Source organism: Streptomyces sp. NPDC034111, from assembly GCF_055575375.1.
Genome location: NZ_JBVIST010000013.1, coordinates 132,369 through 147,187 on the forward strand (window position 1 = coordinate 132,369; position 14,819 = coordinate 147,187).

General features: G+C 72.0%; 13 protein-coding genes. 6 read left to right on the top strand and 7 right to left on the bottom strand.

Features of this window, described 5'->3' with window-relative positions:
* Nucleotides 1-1,224 (top strand): SGNH/GDSL hydrolase family protein, encoded by a 1,224-nt coding sequence (locus ACZ55A_RS25800; RefSeq protein ID WP_468844462.1) that lies wholly within the window; start codon nt 1-3, stop codon nt 1,222-1,224.
* A gap of 45 nt (nt 1,225-1,269) precedes the next feature.
* On the opposite strand, the gene ACZ55A_RS25805 is transcribed toward ACZ55A_RS25800, so the two are convergent.
* Both ACZ55A_RS25805 and ACZ55A_RS25810 read right to left on the bottom strand, forming a co-directional pair.
* Complete coding sequence (locus tag ACZ55A_RS25805) at nt 1,270-2,046, bottom strand: Fpg/Nei family DNA glycosylase (RefSeq protein ID WP_468844465.1); 777 nt, start codon at nt 2,044-2,046, stop codon at nt 1,270-1,272.
* A gap of 59 nt (nt 2,047-2,105) precedes the next feature.
* Nucleotides 2,106-2,687, bottom strand: a complete 582-nt coding sequence (locus ACZ55A_RS25810; RefSeq protein ID WP_468844467.1) for a TetR/AcrR family transcriptional regulator — start codon at nt 2,685-2,687, stop codon at nt 2,106-2,108.
* Nucleotides 2,688-2,790: 103 nt separating this feature from the next.
* On the opposite strand from ACZ55A_RS25810, the gene ACZ55A_RS25815 reads away from it, so the two are divergent.
* Entirely contained in the window at nt 2,791-3,279 is a 489-nt protein-coding gene (locus tag ACZ55A_RS25815; RefSeq protein ID WP_468844469.1) for a nuclear transport factor 2 family protein, read from the top strand.
* A complete protein-coding gene (locus ACZ55A_RS25820; protein WP_468844471.1) occupies nt 3,276-4,133 on the top strand; it encodes an NAD(P)H-binding protein in 858 nt (285 codons plus the stop codon). The genes ACZ55A_RS25815 and ACZ55A_RS25820 overlap by 4 nt, the downstream gene beginning before the upstream one ends.
* Nucleotides 4,134-4,180: 47 nt before the next feature.
* Here the strand turns inward: ACZ55A_RS25820 and ACZ55A_RS25825 are convergent, their stop codons facing one another.
* The 5 genes from ACZ55A_RS25825 to ACZ55A_RS25845 form a co-directional block, all read right to left on the bottom strand.
* Entirely contained in the window at nt 4,181-4,729 is a 549-nt protein-coding gene (locus tag ACZ55A_RS25825; RefSeq protein ID WP_468844473.1) for a chitin-binding protein, read from the bottom strand.
* An 82-nt stretch (nt 4,730-4,811) separates the two neighbouring features.
* Nucleotides 4,812-6,938, bottom strand: a complete 2,127-nt coding sequence (locus ACZ55A_RS25830; RefSeq protein WP_468844476.1) for a nuclease-related domain-containing DEAD/DEAH box helicase — start codon at nt 6,936-6,938, stop codon at nt 4,812-4,814.
* Between the two features lie 164 nt (nt 6,939-7,102).
* On the bottom strand, nt 7,103-9,349 hold the full coding sequence (locus ACZ55A_RS25835) for a terpene synthase family protein (protein WP_468844478.1): 2,247 nt from the start codon (nt 9,347-9,349) through the stop codon (nt 7,103-7,105).
* 156 nt (nt 9,350-9,505) lie between these two features.
* Entirely contained in the window at nt 9,506-10,363 is an 858-nt protein-coding gene (locus ACZ55A_RS25840) for an ATP-grasp domain-containing protein (protein WP_468844480.1), read from the bottom strand.
* The gene (locus ACZ55A_RS25845) at nt 10,360-11,262 is read right to left on the bottom strand and encodes an ATP-grasp domain-containing protein (RefSeq protein ID WP_468844483.1); all 903 of its coding nucleotides are present in this window, start codon (nt 11,260-11,262) and stop codon (nt 10,360-10,362) included. Before ACZ55A_RS25845 ends, ACZ55A_RS25840 begins: the two co-directional genes overlap by 4 nt.
* Nucleotides 11,263-11,731: 469 nt before the next feature.
* Here ACZ55A_RS25845 and ACZ55A_RS25850 point away from each other — a divergent pair, with 469 nt between their 5' ends.
* The 3 genes from ACZ55A_RS25850 (at nt 11,732) to ACZ55A_RS25860 (ending at nt 14,717) form a co-directional block, all read left to right on the top strand.
* Nucleotides 11,732-12,925 (top strand): S1 family peptidase, encoded by a 1,194-nt coding sequence (locus ACZ55A_RS25850; protein WP_468844485.1) that lies wholly within the window; start codon nt 11,732-11,734, stop codon nt 12,923-12,925.
* Between the two features lie 210 nt (nt 12,926-13,135).
* Nucleotides 13,136-14,146, top strand: coding sequence for an XRE family transcriptional regulator (locus tag ACZ55A_RS25855; RefSeq protein ID WP_468844488.1), 1,011 nt, complete (start codon nt 13,136-13,138; stop codon nt 14,144-14,146).
* Between the two features lie 43 nt (nt 14,147-14,189).
* Nucleotides 14,190-14,717, top strand: a complete 528-nt coding sequence (locus ACZ55A_RS25860; protein WP_468844491.1) for an Lrp/AsnC family transcriptional regulator — start codon at nt 14,190-14,192, stop codon at nt 14,715-14,717.
* Nucleotides 14,718-14,819 lie beyond the last annotated feature (102 nt).

Sequence of the window (14,819 nt, forward strand, 5' to 3'; positions counted from 1 at the left end):
ATGAGCCACGAGCACGCCTCCGTCCCCGGGCCCTCCACCACGCCCCGGACCACGGACTGGATCACCACGCCCGTCACCGCGGACCTCCTGCGCGGCGCGCTCGACCTGGAACGCACCGAGCACGGTGTGCTGCCGCACCGGCTGCCCGCCCGGGCCCGCGCACAGTGCGCCGACGGGCAGCTGGCCTTGGCGGAGTCCCAGCCCTCCGGCGTACGGCTGGTGTTCCGTACCCGGGCCACCGCCGTCGAACTGGACGCGCTCCGCACCAAGATGGACTACGAGGGCGCCCCGCCCCGTCCGGACGGCCGGTACGACCTGCTCGTCGACGGCCGTCCGGCCGGGCAGGCGAGCGTGCCCGGCGGCAACGTCCTCAGGGTGGACATGGCCACCGGATCCACGGAGAGCCGGCCCGGCCCGGTCGGCACCGTCCGGTTCACCGGTCTGCCCGAGCGGGTGAAGGACGTCGAGATCTGGCTGCCGCACAACGAGATCACCCAGCTGGTCGCCCTCCGCACCGACGCCCCCGTCGAGGCCGTGCCGCAGGGGGGCCGCAGGGTGTGGCTGCACCACGGCAGTTCGATCAGCCATGGCTCCAACGCCGAAAGCCCCACCACGACCTGGCCTGCGCTGGCCGCCTCCCTCGGCGGCACGGAACTGATCAACCTGGGCCTGGGCGGCAGCGCCCTGCTCGACCCGTTCACCGCCCGCGCCCTGCGCGACACCCCCGCGGACCTGATCAGCATCAAGATCGGCCTCAACCTGGTCAACACCGACCTGATGCGGCTGCGCGCATTCACCCCGGCCGTGCACGGCTTCCTCGACACCATCCGCGAGGGGCACCCCACCACGCCGCTGCTGGTCGTCTCCCCGCTCCACTGCCCCATCCACGAGGACACCCCCGGCCCCACCGCCCCGGACTTCAGCAACCTCGGCGCCGGGAAGCTCCAGTTCCGGGCCGCGGGCGACCCCGCGGAGCGGGCCGCCGGCAAGCTGACGCTCAACGTCATCCGCGAGGAACTGTCCCGCATCGTGCAGCAGCGGGCGGCCGACGACCCCCACCTGTACTACCTCAACGGCAAGGAGCTCTACGGCGAGGCCGACTTCGCCGACCTTCCGCTGCCCGACCAGGTCCACCCGGACGCCGCCACCCACCACCGCATCGGCGAACGCTTCGCGGAACTGGCCTTCGGCAGCGACGGACCGTTCGCCGCCCGGCGTGCCTGACGGCCCCGCTCCAGTGCCGGTCTGAGGGTCTCCAGCGGACACGGCCTAGGACTGACACCGGCGGCACCACACCGTGCCGCGTCCCGCGATGCGGGTCCGGCGCAGCGGGGTGCCGCATCGTGGGCAGGCCGGGTCGGGGTCGTCGCGGTGGCCGGTCAGCCAGGAGTCGCGCGGCGGTACGCGTCCCGCGCGGACCGCCGACCGCAGGGTGCGGCGCAGCTCGGTATGGAGGCGGTCGCTCTCGTCGTCGGTGAGTCCGCGGGCCGGCCGGTCCGGCGGCAGATGGGCGCGCCACAGGATCTCGTCGGCGAGCAGATTGCCGAGTCCGGCCAGCACCGACTGGTCCATGAGGGCCGCCTTGACGCTGCCGCGCCGTCCGGCGAGGGCGGTACGCAGCGCCGTGCGGGTCATCGTTGCCGCGTCCGGTCCCTGGTCGCGCAGCTTACGGTCGAGCCCGGCCTCGTCGACCAGCCACAGGCCCTGGAGTTTGCGCTGGTCGCGGAAGCGCAGCTGGCGGGCGCGGCCGACGGTGAAGACGACCCGGTCATGGGCGTGGACCGCCTCGTCCGGGGCCGCGCAGACCAGCTCGCCCGTCATACCGAAGTGCAGCATCAGGGTGGGCCCGCCGGTGGGGGCGATCAGCCACTTGCCGCGCCGTTCGGCCTCGGCGAATCTGCGGCCCTCCAGTTCGCGGCGCAGCCGCGAGGCGCTGACCCCGTGCAGTACGCCCGCGTCATGGACGTCGATCCGCTGGATGACCCTCCGCTGCGCACAGTGGGCGAACACCCTGCGGAACTCCTCGACATCCGGCAGTTCGGGCATCCCGTACGCCTCCGTCCCGGCCAAGGGCAACTACCCCAGGATCGCTGTCCCCTGGGCCGTTATCCCTCCCCCAGGACCCGGTTGACGAAGGCCGCCAGTCGGGCCCTCATCTGTTCCGCGGACATCTCCTCCGCTGCCGCAAGGTGCTCGACCAGGTCGGCCCGGGTGGCGGCCAGCAGGGCGTGCGCGGTGAAGTCGCCGTCCCCGGCGCCGGGCAGTTGGCGCAGGGTGTCGCGCAGGACGCCGTGCCACCACGCGTAGTGGGCCGCCTGATAGGGGCTGCCGCTGCCCGCTTCCTCAAGGGCCAGGGAGAGATGCCGGTTGTCCAGCTTGAAGCGGAGGAGCGCATCGAGCAGCGCCGGAACCCGCTCCCGTGGCGGGGCGGCCGGGCCGAGCGGGGCCGGCCCCTCCGCCACGGCCGTCCGCAGCGGCTCGATGCGCGCCTCGAACACCGCCCGGACGAGGCCGGTGCGGTCGCCGAAGCGCCGGAAGAGGGTGCCCTTGCCGACTCCCGCGGCCGCCGCGATCTCGTCCATCGACACACTGCGCGGGCTCGCGCTGCGGGCGAAGAGTTCATCGGCCGCGGCCAGGACGGTCTCCCGGTTGCGGAGCGCATCCGCGCGCGCCTTGCGTGCGGCCATGGCAGGACCCCTTTACGAAACGGACCGACGGTCCGTATAGTCGGCGAACAGTTAAGCGGACCAGCGGTCCACTTGCCCTCACAGTCTAGAGGCGAGGCATTCCATGAGCGAACCCATCAGCGAACGCATGCGCGCACCCATGGCCGGGACCGATCCCGCGGCGCTCTACCGCCACGGCCTTCAGCTGCTCCTCAACAAGGACATCGACGGCTGGGTGGCCCTCTTCGACGACCACGCGGTCTTCGAGTTCCCCTTCGCGCCGGAGGGCTACCCCAAGAGGCTGACGGGCCGGGCGGCGATCGCCGGGTATCTGCGGGACTACCCCGACCACATCGACCTCCACGGCTTCCCCCATCTGACGATCCACCGGACCGATACCCCGGGGACGATCGTCGTCGAGATGCGCGCCACCGGCCGGGTCGTGGCCACGAGAGAGCCGTACGAGATGACGTACATCGCGGTCGTGACGGTCGCCGGCGGACGCATCACGCACTACCGCGACTACTGGAACCCGCTCGCGATCCCGGCCTCCATGAGCGGGGTGAGGACCGCGCACGGACCGCAGGACTCCTCCGAGGCGAAGGCGTCATGAGCGACCGCGACACCGTCCTGGTCACCGGAGCGACCGGCACCACCGGCAGCCGCCTCGTGCCCCGGCTCACCGCGCTCGGACACCCCGTCAGGGCCGCCGCCCGTCGCCCGGCCCCGCTGTCCGGTGCGGCCCGGGCCGTCCCCTTCGACTGGTACGACCCCGCCACCCATCCGGCCGCCCTACGGGGCGCGCGCCTCCTCTACCTGGTCCCGCCCACCACCGCCCCGGACCCGGCCGCCGTGCTGCTGCCCTTCCTGGAGCAGGCCCGTACGGCCGGTGTGCGCCGCGTCGTGCTGCTCAGCTCCTCGGCGCTGCCCGCCGGGGGCCCGGGGGCCGGCCAGGTGCACGCGGCCCTCCCGGACCTCTTCGACGAGTGGGCGGTGCTGCGGCCCTCCTGGTTCATGCAGAACTTCACCGGCCGCCATCTGCACGCGGAGAGCATCCGCCGCGGCGGCGTCATCCGGACCGCGACCGGCGACGGCCGGGTCGGATTCATCGACGCCGAGGACATCGCCGCGGTCGCCGTGCACGCCCTCACCGACGCGACGCCCCCCAACACCGACCTGGTGCTCACCGGCCCGCAGGCGCTCAGCCACGACGAGATCGCCGCCACCCTCACCACCCTCACCGGCCGTCCCGTACGCCACCAGGCCCTCTCCCACGAGCGGCTGCGCGACCACCTGGCCGCCAGCATGCCCGGGGAGTTCGCCGGCCTGCTGGCCGACCTGGACCGTGCCATCGCCCATGGCGCCGAGGACCGCGTCACGGACACCGTGCAACGCCTCACCGGCCGCCCGCCCCGCAGCTTCCGCCGGCACGTCGAGGACCACGGGCGGGAACGGCCCGCCCGCTGACACCGGAGTGGCGGGGGCGACCGTCCGTCCGGCGGCGCGGACCAGCCCTATCCGTGACGGTGGTGCACGGCCGGGGAGTGGGCGGCGGGCCGGTGGGGCATGCCGGGGTGGGTGTTCCGTCCGGCCGGGGCGGCGAAGGGGCGTGGGCTGGCCGGCGGGGTGCCGGCGGGTGCCGGGGAGTTGACGGGGTCCTGGGGCTCGTTCGTGTCCGCGGGCTCTGACGACTCGGGCGGGTCGGAGGGGTCGGCCGGATCGGGGTCGTCGCCCCGGTCGTCGGGGGCGCTGTCGGGGTCGAGCTGGAGGCTGCCGTAGCTGGCGAACCTGGCGGAGGTGCCGGCCGGCACGGTGGCCATGGCGCGGCCCGTGCAGTCGCGGGAGGACCACAGCACGAGGTCGAGCGGGGTGTCGTTGTCCACCTCTCCGACCCCGGCGCCGAGGCCGTAGCAGTGGTCGTCGCCGGGGTCGACGATCTGGTACTCCCTGTTCGGCCGCATATGGAAGGTGATGGTGCCGGTGGTGGCCTGGGCGCTGATCGGGCCGAGCAGGGCGAATGCCCCGGTGACGGCCACTGCGCCGAGGAGGGTCATGTGTCGCATGCCCCGTAGGTTCCCGACGCCATATCGGGCTATTCACGACGAACGGGATATTCACCCATCGCTCGGCGTCCCGCTCCCGGCTTCACCCCTCGCCCGCCGCCACACTCCCCAGCCACAGCACGTCCCGCGCCCGGGTCATGGCCACGAAGAGCTGACTGCGGGCCAGTTCCTCCCGCTCACGGGCCGTTTCGGTGCCGGCCGCCTCGGCGGCCCCGCTCTCCTGCCGGGTACAGGCCGTCAGGGCGTCGTTGTAGCGGGGGAGATAGACGCGCTTGAATTCCAGGCCCTTGGCGCGCCGGTAGCTGCCGAGTTTCACGGCCCCGACCGGGTTCCCGTCGTACTGCTCCAACGGGCACACCCGGATGCCGGCCCGGGTCAGCAGGCGCTGATAGCCGTCGATGGCGCGCTTGGAGGGGCACAGTACGGCGGAGTCGGCCAGCTCCTGCGGGGTCAGCGCGTGCAGGGCGGCCAGCAGCGCCTCGTCGTGTGCGGCCGGGGTCGGCAGCTCGGCGCGCTGCACCTGGCCGTGGTGGTAGGTCAGATCGATGTCCCGGCGGCCGGGGGTGCGCAGCCCGTCGATGTCCTCGAAGGCGTCCTCGGCGACCACGGAGAGCGCGGCGTCGACGATCTCCTTGCTGTTGCGGTAGTTGGCGCGCAGGACCTGGCCGCGGTCGCCGCGGATGTCGATGCCCGCGTCCGAGAGCCGGAACCCGCCCGGGTAGACGGCCTGTTGGCCGTCCCCGACGAGCAGCAGCCCGTTGGGGCTGTCACCGACCAGGGCGTACAGCAGCCGTACCCCGACCAGGGTGAGGTCCTGCACCTCGTCGACGACCACGGCCGTGTAGCCGCAGTGCCCGGTGCGGCCGGCCGCCTCCGCGAGCGCGAGGGAGAGGACGTCGTTGAAGTCGTGCACCGCGCGTTCGGTGCGCTGCGCCTCGTACGCCTCGTACAGCGCCCAGACGGCCTGCCGGTGCGGGCGGCGCAGCCCGGCCCTGCGGCGTCGGCGGGCGAGCGCGGCGTACTCCTCGAAGGAGGTCAGGCCGCGGCCCTTGATGACGTAGTTGATCTCCTCCTGCCAGTAGCGGGGCAGCGGGTCTATCTCGGCCAGGCAGCTGTCCCTGCCGACGTGCTTCCAGGCGAGGCTGAAGGCGGTCTCCGCCTTGTCCCGGTGCAGGCGGACGGGGACGCCGCGGCTGTTGAGGTAGTCCTGCGCCCAGCGGTGCAGGCTGCGGAAGTCGACCCGGTCGGCCACCGCCGGGGCCAGGGTCCGCAGGAAGGTGGCCTGTACGCGCGGCAGGTTGTTGGCGAAGGTGACGTACAGGACGCGGCCGCCGGTGCGCTGGGCGAGGTAGGCCGCGCGGTGCAGTCCGACGACCGTCTTGCCGGTGCCGGCCGGGCCGCTGATCCGGGCCGGACCGGCCCAGTTGCGGCGGACGAGGGCGAGCTGATCGGGGTCGAGGAAGGTCATCCACCGCTCGATGGGCGCCCGGCGCGCCTCGTCGAGCGCGGCCTCGCGCAGCCCGTCGAGGTCGAAGAGGCCGTCGGCCGCCGGGCCGTCCGGCGGGCCGGGCGGGGTGCGCGGGGCCCGGGTGGCGGCCGGGTCCTCGTACTCGGGGAAGATCCTGGCCAGATGCTCGGTGAGGGCGCGGACCGAGGCCGCGGGGAGCCTGGTGCGCTCCGACAGCAGTGCGGGCCCTATCTCGTGCTCGCCCAGCAGCCGTACCCGGCCCAGCTCGGCGTCCACGCGCTGCCCCGCGAAGGCCATCAGCGGACGCACCGCCACCGGCGACATCCCCAGGGACGCCACCGCGCTCTCGGCGGTCTTGGTGACCGCGAGCAGCTTGCGCCGGTGCTCGTCGCGGGAGAAGCCGCCGGCCCGCAGCCGGCCGTTCGACGGCTCGGGCGCGGCCCGCCAGTTCTTGACGTCGATGACGAAGACCCCGCCGGGGCCGATCAGCAGCATGTCCACGTTGGCCGCCCGGGTGCCCGGCCAGCGCCGGTCCACCAGCAGCCGCCAGCCGCGTTCGGTCAACATCAGCAGCTGGGCGGCGACCCGCTGTTCGCCCTCGCTCGCCGCCTCCCAGCGCTCGGCCTGCCGCCGGGCGGCCTGCCACTGTTCCCGTAACAGCCGCTCCTGCCTGCGGGCTTCCTGCGCCCGCCGGGACGCCGAACCGCCCGCCGGACCGACCGCCGCACGCCCTGTCGCCATCGCTCGCCCCCTCGCCGCCGGACCCCGCAGCTGCCTGCGGGGTCATGAACCATAGGCCGGTGACACATGACGCGGTAGTGCGCACGGGAGGAGCACGGGGGCATGGTGCGGGCGGCGGGACCGCGGGCCGTGGACCGCCGCCCACGACCCGCCGGCCCGCCGGTCTATCCGACGCCGGCGACCGTCCGCCGGAAGAGCCGGGCCGCCGAGGTGCCCAGCCCCGCCGGGGCGCCCAGCCAGCCCGGCGATCCCACGGGGTGGCGCAGCTCGGGCTCGATGTAGCGCAGACAGCCCCGGTGCCAGGTGAGGATCCCGGCCATCCAGTTCTCCAGCTCCCGGACGTAGCCGTCGAGCACCGTGCGGGCCTCGGCCGAGAGCTGGAAGTCCTCGTAGACGACCGGGAGTTCCTTGGCGGCGACATGCTGGAACTCGCGCATACGGGAGGTCATCAGGTCGTTGATGATGGCCAGCGCGGTCGGGTAGTCGCAGTCGAAGAAGTTCTGGACGACCAGGATGCCGTTGTGCACCTCGCCCTCGTACTCGATCTCCTTCTGGTACGAGAAGACGTCGTTGGTCAGGGTCGCGAAGTCGGCGGCGGAGTTCTCCAGCGAGCGCAGGGTGCCGGTGCGGTAGACCTCCGGCGGGACCTGCCGGCCGTGGCCGATGCGGCTGAGCGCCATGGTGAGGTCGGAGCCGAAGGTCGCCCGCCGCATCTCGATGTAGTCGACCGGGTCGGGGATGCGGTTCTGGATCTGGTTGTCGATCTCCCAGAGCCAGCTGGCGGTCATGGTGTCGATGGCCTGACGGAAGGCCTGGCGCGCCTCGGGCGTCATCGGGTCCGTCGTACGGGGCCACAGATCGGCCAGCGCGCGTTCGAGGGCGTTGGCCGGCTCCGGCACGGCGTCCGACGGGTCGAGCGGCATGAAGTGCTTCAGCCGCTCGGTGCACGCCTTGGCCGCGGCGGCGTCGCGGGGCCGGCCGAAGACCTGGGGGTAGTAGTCGTCCGCGTACGTGCCCCAGGCCAGCCAGGCGGAGGTCAGGTCGAGCTGTTCCGGAGTGGCGTCGGGGTGGATACCGGCCGCGCACAGCGGCAGATCGTGCCGGAGCATCGCGGGCTCGTCCCAGACGTCGGAGAGCGGCACCCCGGGCTGTGGCCGGAGGATGCCCATCCGGTGGGCCCACTCGATGACCCGGCGGCGGGCGCCCTCCAGATGCGGGCTGAGGGCGGTGGTGAACGGCATGGTGATGTCGGGGATCCGCGACGGCCCGACCTGCTGGTGCGGGAGGTGCGTGGCACTGCGGAAGCGGTGCGCACCGGCCGTGGCCAGGGCCCGCTTCAGGTCCGCCGCCGAGGTGCCCGGTCCCGCGGCGGAGAACGGCGACCAGGTCCCCGTGGAACCGGCCGCCGCTCCGCCGTCGTTCATGTAGCGGCTGGAGCGCATGTGCCATTCATGGCCGCCGGCCTGCCAGTCCTGTAGCCCCTTGGCGTACGCCAGCACCTCCGCGCAGGACTTCGGGTCCAGGCCCTTCTCCAGGAAGAGCGCGGGGAGTTCGGCGACCACGGTGTTCTCGAACTGCTGGAGCCGTGAGGTGATCAGGTCGTTGACGGCGTCCGCGGCCTCCTGGGTGGTGCAGCCCAGGAAGGTCTCCAGCACCAGGACGCCATTGCTCAACTCGCCCTCGTCCTGGGTCTCCCGCTGGTAGGAGAAGAGGTCGTTGCGCAGATGGACGCCGTCGGAGAAGGTGTCCCGCAGCACCCGCAGCGGACGGGAGCCGGCCACCGCCGCCGGGACCTCGGCGCGCGTCGCGTACTCCACCAGCCCCGCCGACCAGGGCGCCCCGCCGACCTTGCGGCGCATCTCGATGTACTCCACGGGGTTGGGCACCCGGTGGATATGGATGTTGGACAGCTCCCACAGCGATTCGTTGAGCAGATGCTCGGTGCTCTCGGCGAACCGCCGGCGCCACTCCCCCGACATCTGCGGCACGGTGCGCGCCCACAGATCGGCGAGCCCGGCCTCGACCGGGTTGGCCGGCTCGGGCACGGACGCGGCCTCGACCGAGTCGTTCATCGGCATGAACGCGGGCAGCCGGTCCAGGTACTGCTTGCCGCCCGCCCGGTCCAGCGTCCGCTTGAACGTCTCCAGGAAGTGGTCGTCGAAGAAGAAGACCCAGACGTACCAGTCGGTCACCAGCGAGAGTGTCTCGGCATCGCAGTCCGGATGGGTGTAGGCGCAGAGCAGGGCGTAGTCGTGGGCGTCGAGGTCCGCCTCCTCCCAGATGCCCGAGCCCTCCAGCATCCCCATGGCGCGGGCCCACTTCTTGCTGTGTGTGCGTGCCGCTTCCAGATGCGGGTTCAGCCGCGCCGGGTAGGGCGTGTAGAAGTCAGGCAGTTCGAATGGCTTGGTCACCGTGGCCGGCCTCTCCCCATGCGTACGGAAGGAAGGCGTACCGGACCACGCCCCCCTTGACGGGGCAGCGCTACCCCGGGCGCCGGCGCACCACTCCTTGTGGAGGGGGAGCTTCCGCCTCCGCCCTGCTTGGGTCCAATCGGCTTCGTTCTCCGATCAGTTGGGGCTTATTTCCGGCGCCCTTCTTACGGCTTGCGAGGCCGTATCGGACGCGGTACGGGACGCCGTACGGAGCGCGAGCTCCACCAGCGCCTCCGGGGCGCCGGCCTGGCCGCGGATGCCGGGGAAGGCGTTGATGTCCACGATGAGCGGCGCGCCTCCGCCGGCGTCCAGGATGTCCACGCCGTAGACCTCCAGCCCGAAGACCCCGCCCACCCGGAGCGCGGCGGCCCGCCAGCTCTCCGGCAGCTCACCGGCGGCCAGCGGCCGGGTCGGTCCGCGGCCGTCCGGGGCCAGTTCCGAACGGCGCAGCCCCGCGAAGAGCCGGCCGTCGACCACCCACACCTTGTGGTCCCAGCCGCTGTTCGCGGTGAACTCCTGGACGACCACCGGCTCCTGGGGCCAGGCGGCGGCCAGCTCCCGCAGCCGTACGGCGCTGTCGGCGCGGGCCACGAGGTCGCCCCGCCGGCTGCGGCGGCTCTTGACCACCAGCGGCCCGGCCGGCTCCCCCGCCGCGGCCAGCTCCGCCATCGTGGCCACGGCCCGGGTCGCGGCGAACGGCAGCCCGGCCGCGCGGGCCAGCGCCGCCATCGCCACCCGGTCCTGGCAACGGGCGGTCGCCGCCGCAGAGTTGAGTACCGGGGCGCCACGCTCCTCCAGGCGCGCGGCGAGCTCCAGCGCCCGGGGCGTACGGGCCTTGAGGAGGTAGACGTCCGCGAGCGGGCCGGGACCGGGAACCCCGGCTGCCTTGTCCGGAGCCAGGACCTCGACCTGATGACCGTCCCGCCTCAGCAGCTCACCGACCGCTGCCAGTACCGGATGCCCGGCGTCCGCGGTGATCAGACCGGCCCTCACCGGTCACCGCCGATCGCCGCCAGCGTAGCCGTGGCCGGGGTGCTGAGGTCCGGCACCGCCCGCCCGCCGCCCTGCCGGGCGAGCCGCAGGATGGCGGCGGACACCCGGGCCACCGCGTCCGGCACCTGACGGAAGCTGGGGAAGTCGTTGATGTCGACGACCACCGGCCCTTCGGGCCCGAGCAGGACGTCCACGCCGTACAGGTCGAGCCCGAAGACCGCGCCGACCTCCGAGGCGATCCGGGCGACTTCGGCGGTGAGCGGGACCTGGCGCTCCCGGACGGCGCGGCCCGGGTGCAGCGGGGAACGCCGCTCGGTCGCATACAGCTCACCGGCGACGCAGTACACCTTCAGATCCGTACCGGAGTTGGGGACGTACGGCTGGGCGATCAGCAGTCCGCCGGCCGCCCCGCCCGCTTCCGCCGGGTCCGCCGCGCCACCGGCAGCCGGCAGCCGGTCCGGCGTCTCGACCAGCCGGACCGCGCGCCCCGAGCTGCCGTCGGCCGGCTTGACCACCAGCGGGTACTCCGCCGCGGGTATCTCCGCGAACTCATCGGCGCGGGCCGCCGCATAGGTCACCGGGACCGGCAGCCCGCTGCTGCGGGCGATCACCGCGGCCACTGCCTTGTCGCGTACGCCCCGCACCGCCCGGACGTCGTTCACCGTCGTCAGTCCGACGGCGGCGGCGGCTTCCAGCAGGGTCAGCCCGGGCCCGCCGGAGACGGTCTTGAGCACCCAGGCGTCATGGCGGCCCGCCTGGACGGCCTCGGACAGCGGGATCAGCGAACGGCCGGGCCACACCACGTCCACCTGGTGTCCCCAGGCGCCGAGTTGGCGGATCACATCCAGCGGCATGCCGTCGTGCCGGTACTGCTCCTCCACCAGGAAGCAGAGTCTCATCGGTGCACCCTCGTCATCGCCGAACGTCCGACCACCGGGCCGTCCGGCAGATCCACGACACACCAGGATCCCACGGGGCCCCGTTCACAACGGGCCGCCCCTACGCACCCAGCTCCCGGCCGCATGACAGACAGTCAGCGATGGACGCCGAGCGGAGCCAATCCAAAACTGGCCAGCTGAAAGCAGCGCAATACCGCTGGAGCATGAACAGGGGTTCACCGGACCTCATTTGCCCCTTTGCGGAATTCAACAGCGGTTCACCCTCAACAGTTTTCTCGCAATTCTGTTGAAAAAGCCTCTGTGATGAACCCTTGCGGCGAAAGCGGCGGTTACGTCAGGGTTCGGTGCGCGGCGACGGCCCCACCCGCGCCGCCAGGCAAGCACCCCCCTCGGGAAACGCCTTGCGCTTCGACCGCGTTTCTCCCTTTTCCCTGCCTTGGTGTTTGTGCTGCCATCGGAAGGAAACGCTGTGAGAGTTTCCCGGAAGTGTCTCGTTGCCGCCGCTGTCGGCGCCCTGCTTTCGGTTTCTGCCGTCACCATTGCACAGGCTGAGGACTCGGGCCCCTACGCCCAGCGGTACCAGCCGGAGATGGTCAAGGCTCTGGCCAAGTCCCTCGGCATCAGCGAGAAAGCCGCCGTTGACCGTCTCGACCGGCAAGCCGCGCAGCAGCGCCGGTTCGCCGAGCTGCGCAAGAAGGGAATCGCGGCAAACGGTGCGTTCTTCGACAAGGAAGGTTCGCTCACGGTCAACGCGGCCAACGCCAGGACTGCCGCGAAGATCGAGGACGCGGGTCTGAACGCCCGGGTGCCGGCGCGGGGGCAGTCCGCCCTCGACCGCATCAAGGCCGAACTGGACGCCAAGGCCGCCAAGCGGGTGCCCACCGGTGTCTCCGCCTGGTCGGTCGACCTCGCTTCCGACACCGTCACGGTGGAGGTGAACAGCGACAAGAGCGCAGCGGCCCGTTCCTTCCTCAGCGCGGCGAAGGCGCACGGCGACGCCGTCCGCGTCGTGCGCGGCCGGCCGGCCCTGGCCCCGCAGGCCGTGATATCCCCGGGCAGCCGCATGACGTTCAACGGCTACCTCTGCTCGGTCGGTTACGGCGCCCACGACGCGTCGGGCAACGAGTACCTGGTGACCGCAGGCCACTGCGTCGAGGACCTGCCGGACCTCTACTACGACGGCTCCCACTTCGCCAAAGGCACCCGCACCCGCTTCGCCCTCGGCACGGACAGCGTGGACATGGGCATTGCCGCAATGGACGCCGACGACTCCATAGCCACCGCGGTCGGCACGTGGGGCCACGGGAGCGACATCGCGGTCAGCGGCAGCACGCGTGCGGCAGCGGGTGCCGCACTGTGCAAGTCGGGCCAGACCACCGGCTGGACCTGCGGCCAGGTCAGTTCGTACAACGTCTCCGTCACCTACGTCGACAGGAACGGTGGTCCCGACACGGTCGTGTCCGGCCTCGGCAGCTCCACCGTGTGTACCGAGGGCGGCGACAGCGGCGGCGCCTACATCTCCGGCAACCAGGCCCAGGGCATGACGTCGGGCGGCCCGGAGAAACAGCGGTGCACGCAAGGGGTCAACTCCCGGGGGAGCTCGTACTTCCAGCCACTCGACGACGCCCTGTCGTACTACGGGCTGACCCTCAACACCAACTGATCCACGCACGCACACCAGGGGACATGGGGCCGCTCGCCGGATAGGCTGAGCGGCCCCCGCTTGTCCGGCATCTGGCCGGAACTGGTTGCCGAGCGCCGACTCACGACGTACGACACGGACTCCGGGGCGGCACCCGCGGCCCCGGGGCAGCCGGGTCCGGCGGGTGCCGGCGGACACCGTGACACCGTGCGACCCCCACCCGGAGACGTCATGACCCAGGCCCCCCACGAAGGCGAGAAAAGCGACAGACCCACTCCCTGCTCCTCACACCTGGCGGAACCGACATTCGCGACAGTCTTCCGAGAAGCGCTGCGGCAGCGCGGCCTCTCCCTGGAACGCGTACGGGACCGGCTCGAGGGCCAGGGCATCACCATCAGCCTGGCGACGCTGAGCTACTGGCAACGCGGCCGCAGCCAACCGGAACGGGCTCTGTCGCTGCGCGCCGTGGACGCGCTGGAGACCATCCTTGTCCTCCCCGAGGGCACTCTCCGCTCCCTGGTCGGACCGCACCGTCCCCGTGGCCGGGCGGTGTCAGGTGCCCAGGACCTGACCGCCTCACAACGCGTCTTCGGCGAGAACTCGGTCGTGGAAAGGGCACTCGGCGAGGAGTTCGCGCACTTCAACGAGGACGTCAGCTCGCTCGCCATCCATGAGACCGTGCGCCTGGACGAGCACCGGTGCATACGCCAGACGGCAGTGAACCAGGTACTGCGGGCCACGTGCGAAGGTGCCAGCCGGATGACCGTCGTGCACAGCATCGACGACCACGCGACGGAGTCGATCGACGTGTCCGTCCGCTGCGGGAAGCTCGGCGCCGTCCGATTCCTGCCCGAGTTGCGCAGCGTCGTGGCGGAGATCCTGTTCGGCCGGGAACTGGCGAAGAACGAGACCGTGGTGGTCGATTACGCCATCACGCTCGGACCGAGCCGGCAAATCTCCACGCACCACGAGCGCCGCACCCGGGTCAGCCTGCGCGAGTTCCTGCTGCATGTCTATTTCCACCCGGCGGCCCTCCCGGTGAGCTGTCACCCCTATTACCTCGAACGGATCGGCGCGGAAAAACGCTACACACACCGGACCCCACTGGACGTCTCACACACGGCGCACATGCTGCCCACGAGATGCCCGGCGGGCATATACGGCATGTCCTGGGAGTGGCCGGCGCTTTCGCGGGACGGGACCGGGGATACCTCGCCGGCACCCCAGGCACCGCTACCGTGAGGCCGCCGCGACGCAGCGGCACCGGGATGCAACGGGAGGTCCAGTGACCAATAAGGCCACGTCCTTCGACGAACTCGACCGCAAGATCGTTGCGGCGCTGATCGACAACGGCAGGGCGAGCTTCGCGGAGATCGGAGCGGCGGTCGGGCTGTCCTCCACCGCGGTCAAACGGCGGGTGGACCGGCTGCGGGAGAACCACGTCATCACCGGGTTCACCGCGACCGTGAAGCCGGCCGCGCTGGGGTGGCTGACCGAGGCTTACGTCGAGGTGTACTGCGACAGCGCGGCACCGCCCCGGCGGCTCGCCGAGGTGGTGCGCAACCATCCGGAGATCGCGGCGGCGATGACCGTCACCGGGGGCGCCGATGCGCTGCTGCACGTACGGGCGACCGATGTCGAGCACTTCGAGGAGGTGCTGGAGCGGATCAGGGCCGAGCCGTTCATCCGCAAGACGATCAGCTACATGGTGCTGTCCCATCTGCTGCCGGACAGCCCGGAGGCCGGTGCCCGACGGTCCTCGGCGGGCGCCCGGCGGCCCCCGGCCCGGAACGGCGCAGCAAAGCAGCGCTGACCAGCCCTTCTCCGCAGCATTCCGGCGTAGATACGCAGCTTTTGTTTCTTGTGGCCGGAATGCCTCCCTTCCTACCGTGGAGACACCGCGGGTGACGCTCAG

Excerpts from the sequence above, each read along its gene's own strand:
- ACZ55A_RS25800 (WP_468844462.1), top strand. The coding sequence starts at position 1 with ATGAGCCACGAGCACGCCTCCGTCCCCGGGCCCTCCACCACGCCCCGG.
- ACZ55A_RS25805 (WP_468844465.1), bottom strand. The coding sequence starts at position 2,046 with ATGCCCGAACTGCCGGATGTCGAGGAGTTCCGCAGGGTGTTCGCCCAC.
- ACZ55A_RS25810 (WP_468844467.1), bottom strand. The coding sequence starts at position 2,687 with ATGGCCGCACGCAAGGCGCGCGCGGATGCGCTCCGCAACCGGGAGACC.
- ACZ55A_RS25815 (WP_468844469.1), top strand. The coding sequence starts at position 2,791 with ATGAGCGAACCCATCAGCGAACGCATGCGCGCACCCATGGCCGGGACC.
- ACZ55A_RS25820 (WP_468844471.1), top strand. The coding sequence starts at position 3,276 with ATGAGCGACCGCGACACCGTCCTGGTCACCGGAGCGACCGGCACCACC.
- ACZ55A_RS25825 (WP_468844473.1), bottom strand. The coding sequence starts at position 4,729 with ATGCGACACATGACCCTCCTCGGCGCAGTGGCCGTCACCGGGGCATTC.
- ACZ55A_RS25830 (WP_468844476.1), bottom strand. The coding sequence starts at position 6,938 with ATGGCGACAGGGCGTGCGGCGGTCGGTCCGGCGGGCGGTTCGGCGTCC.
- ACZ55A_RS25845 (WP_468844483.1), bottom strand. The coding sequence starts at position 11,262 with ATGAGACTCTGCTTCCTGGTGGAGGAGCAGTACCGGCACGACGGCATG.
- ACZ55A_RS25855 (WP_468844488.1), top strand. The coding sequence starts at position 13,136 with ATGACCCAGGCCCCCCACGAAGGCGAGAAAAGCGACAGACCCACTCCC.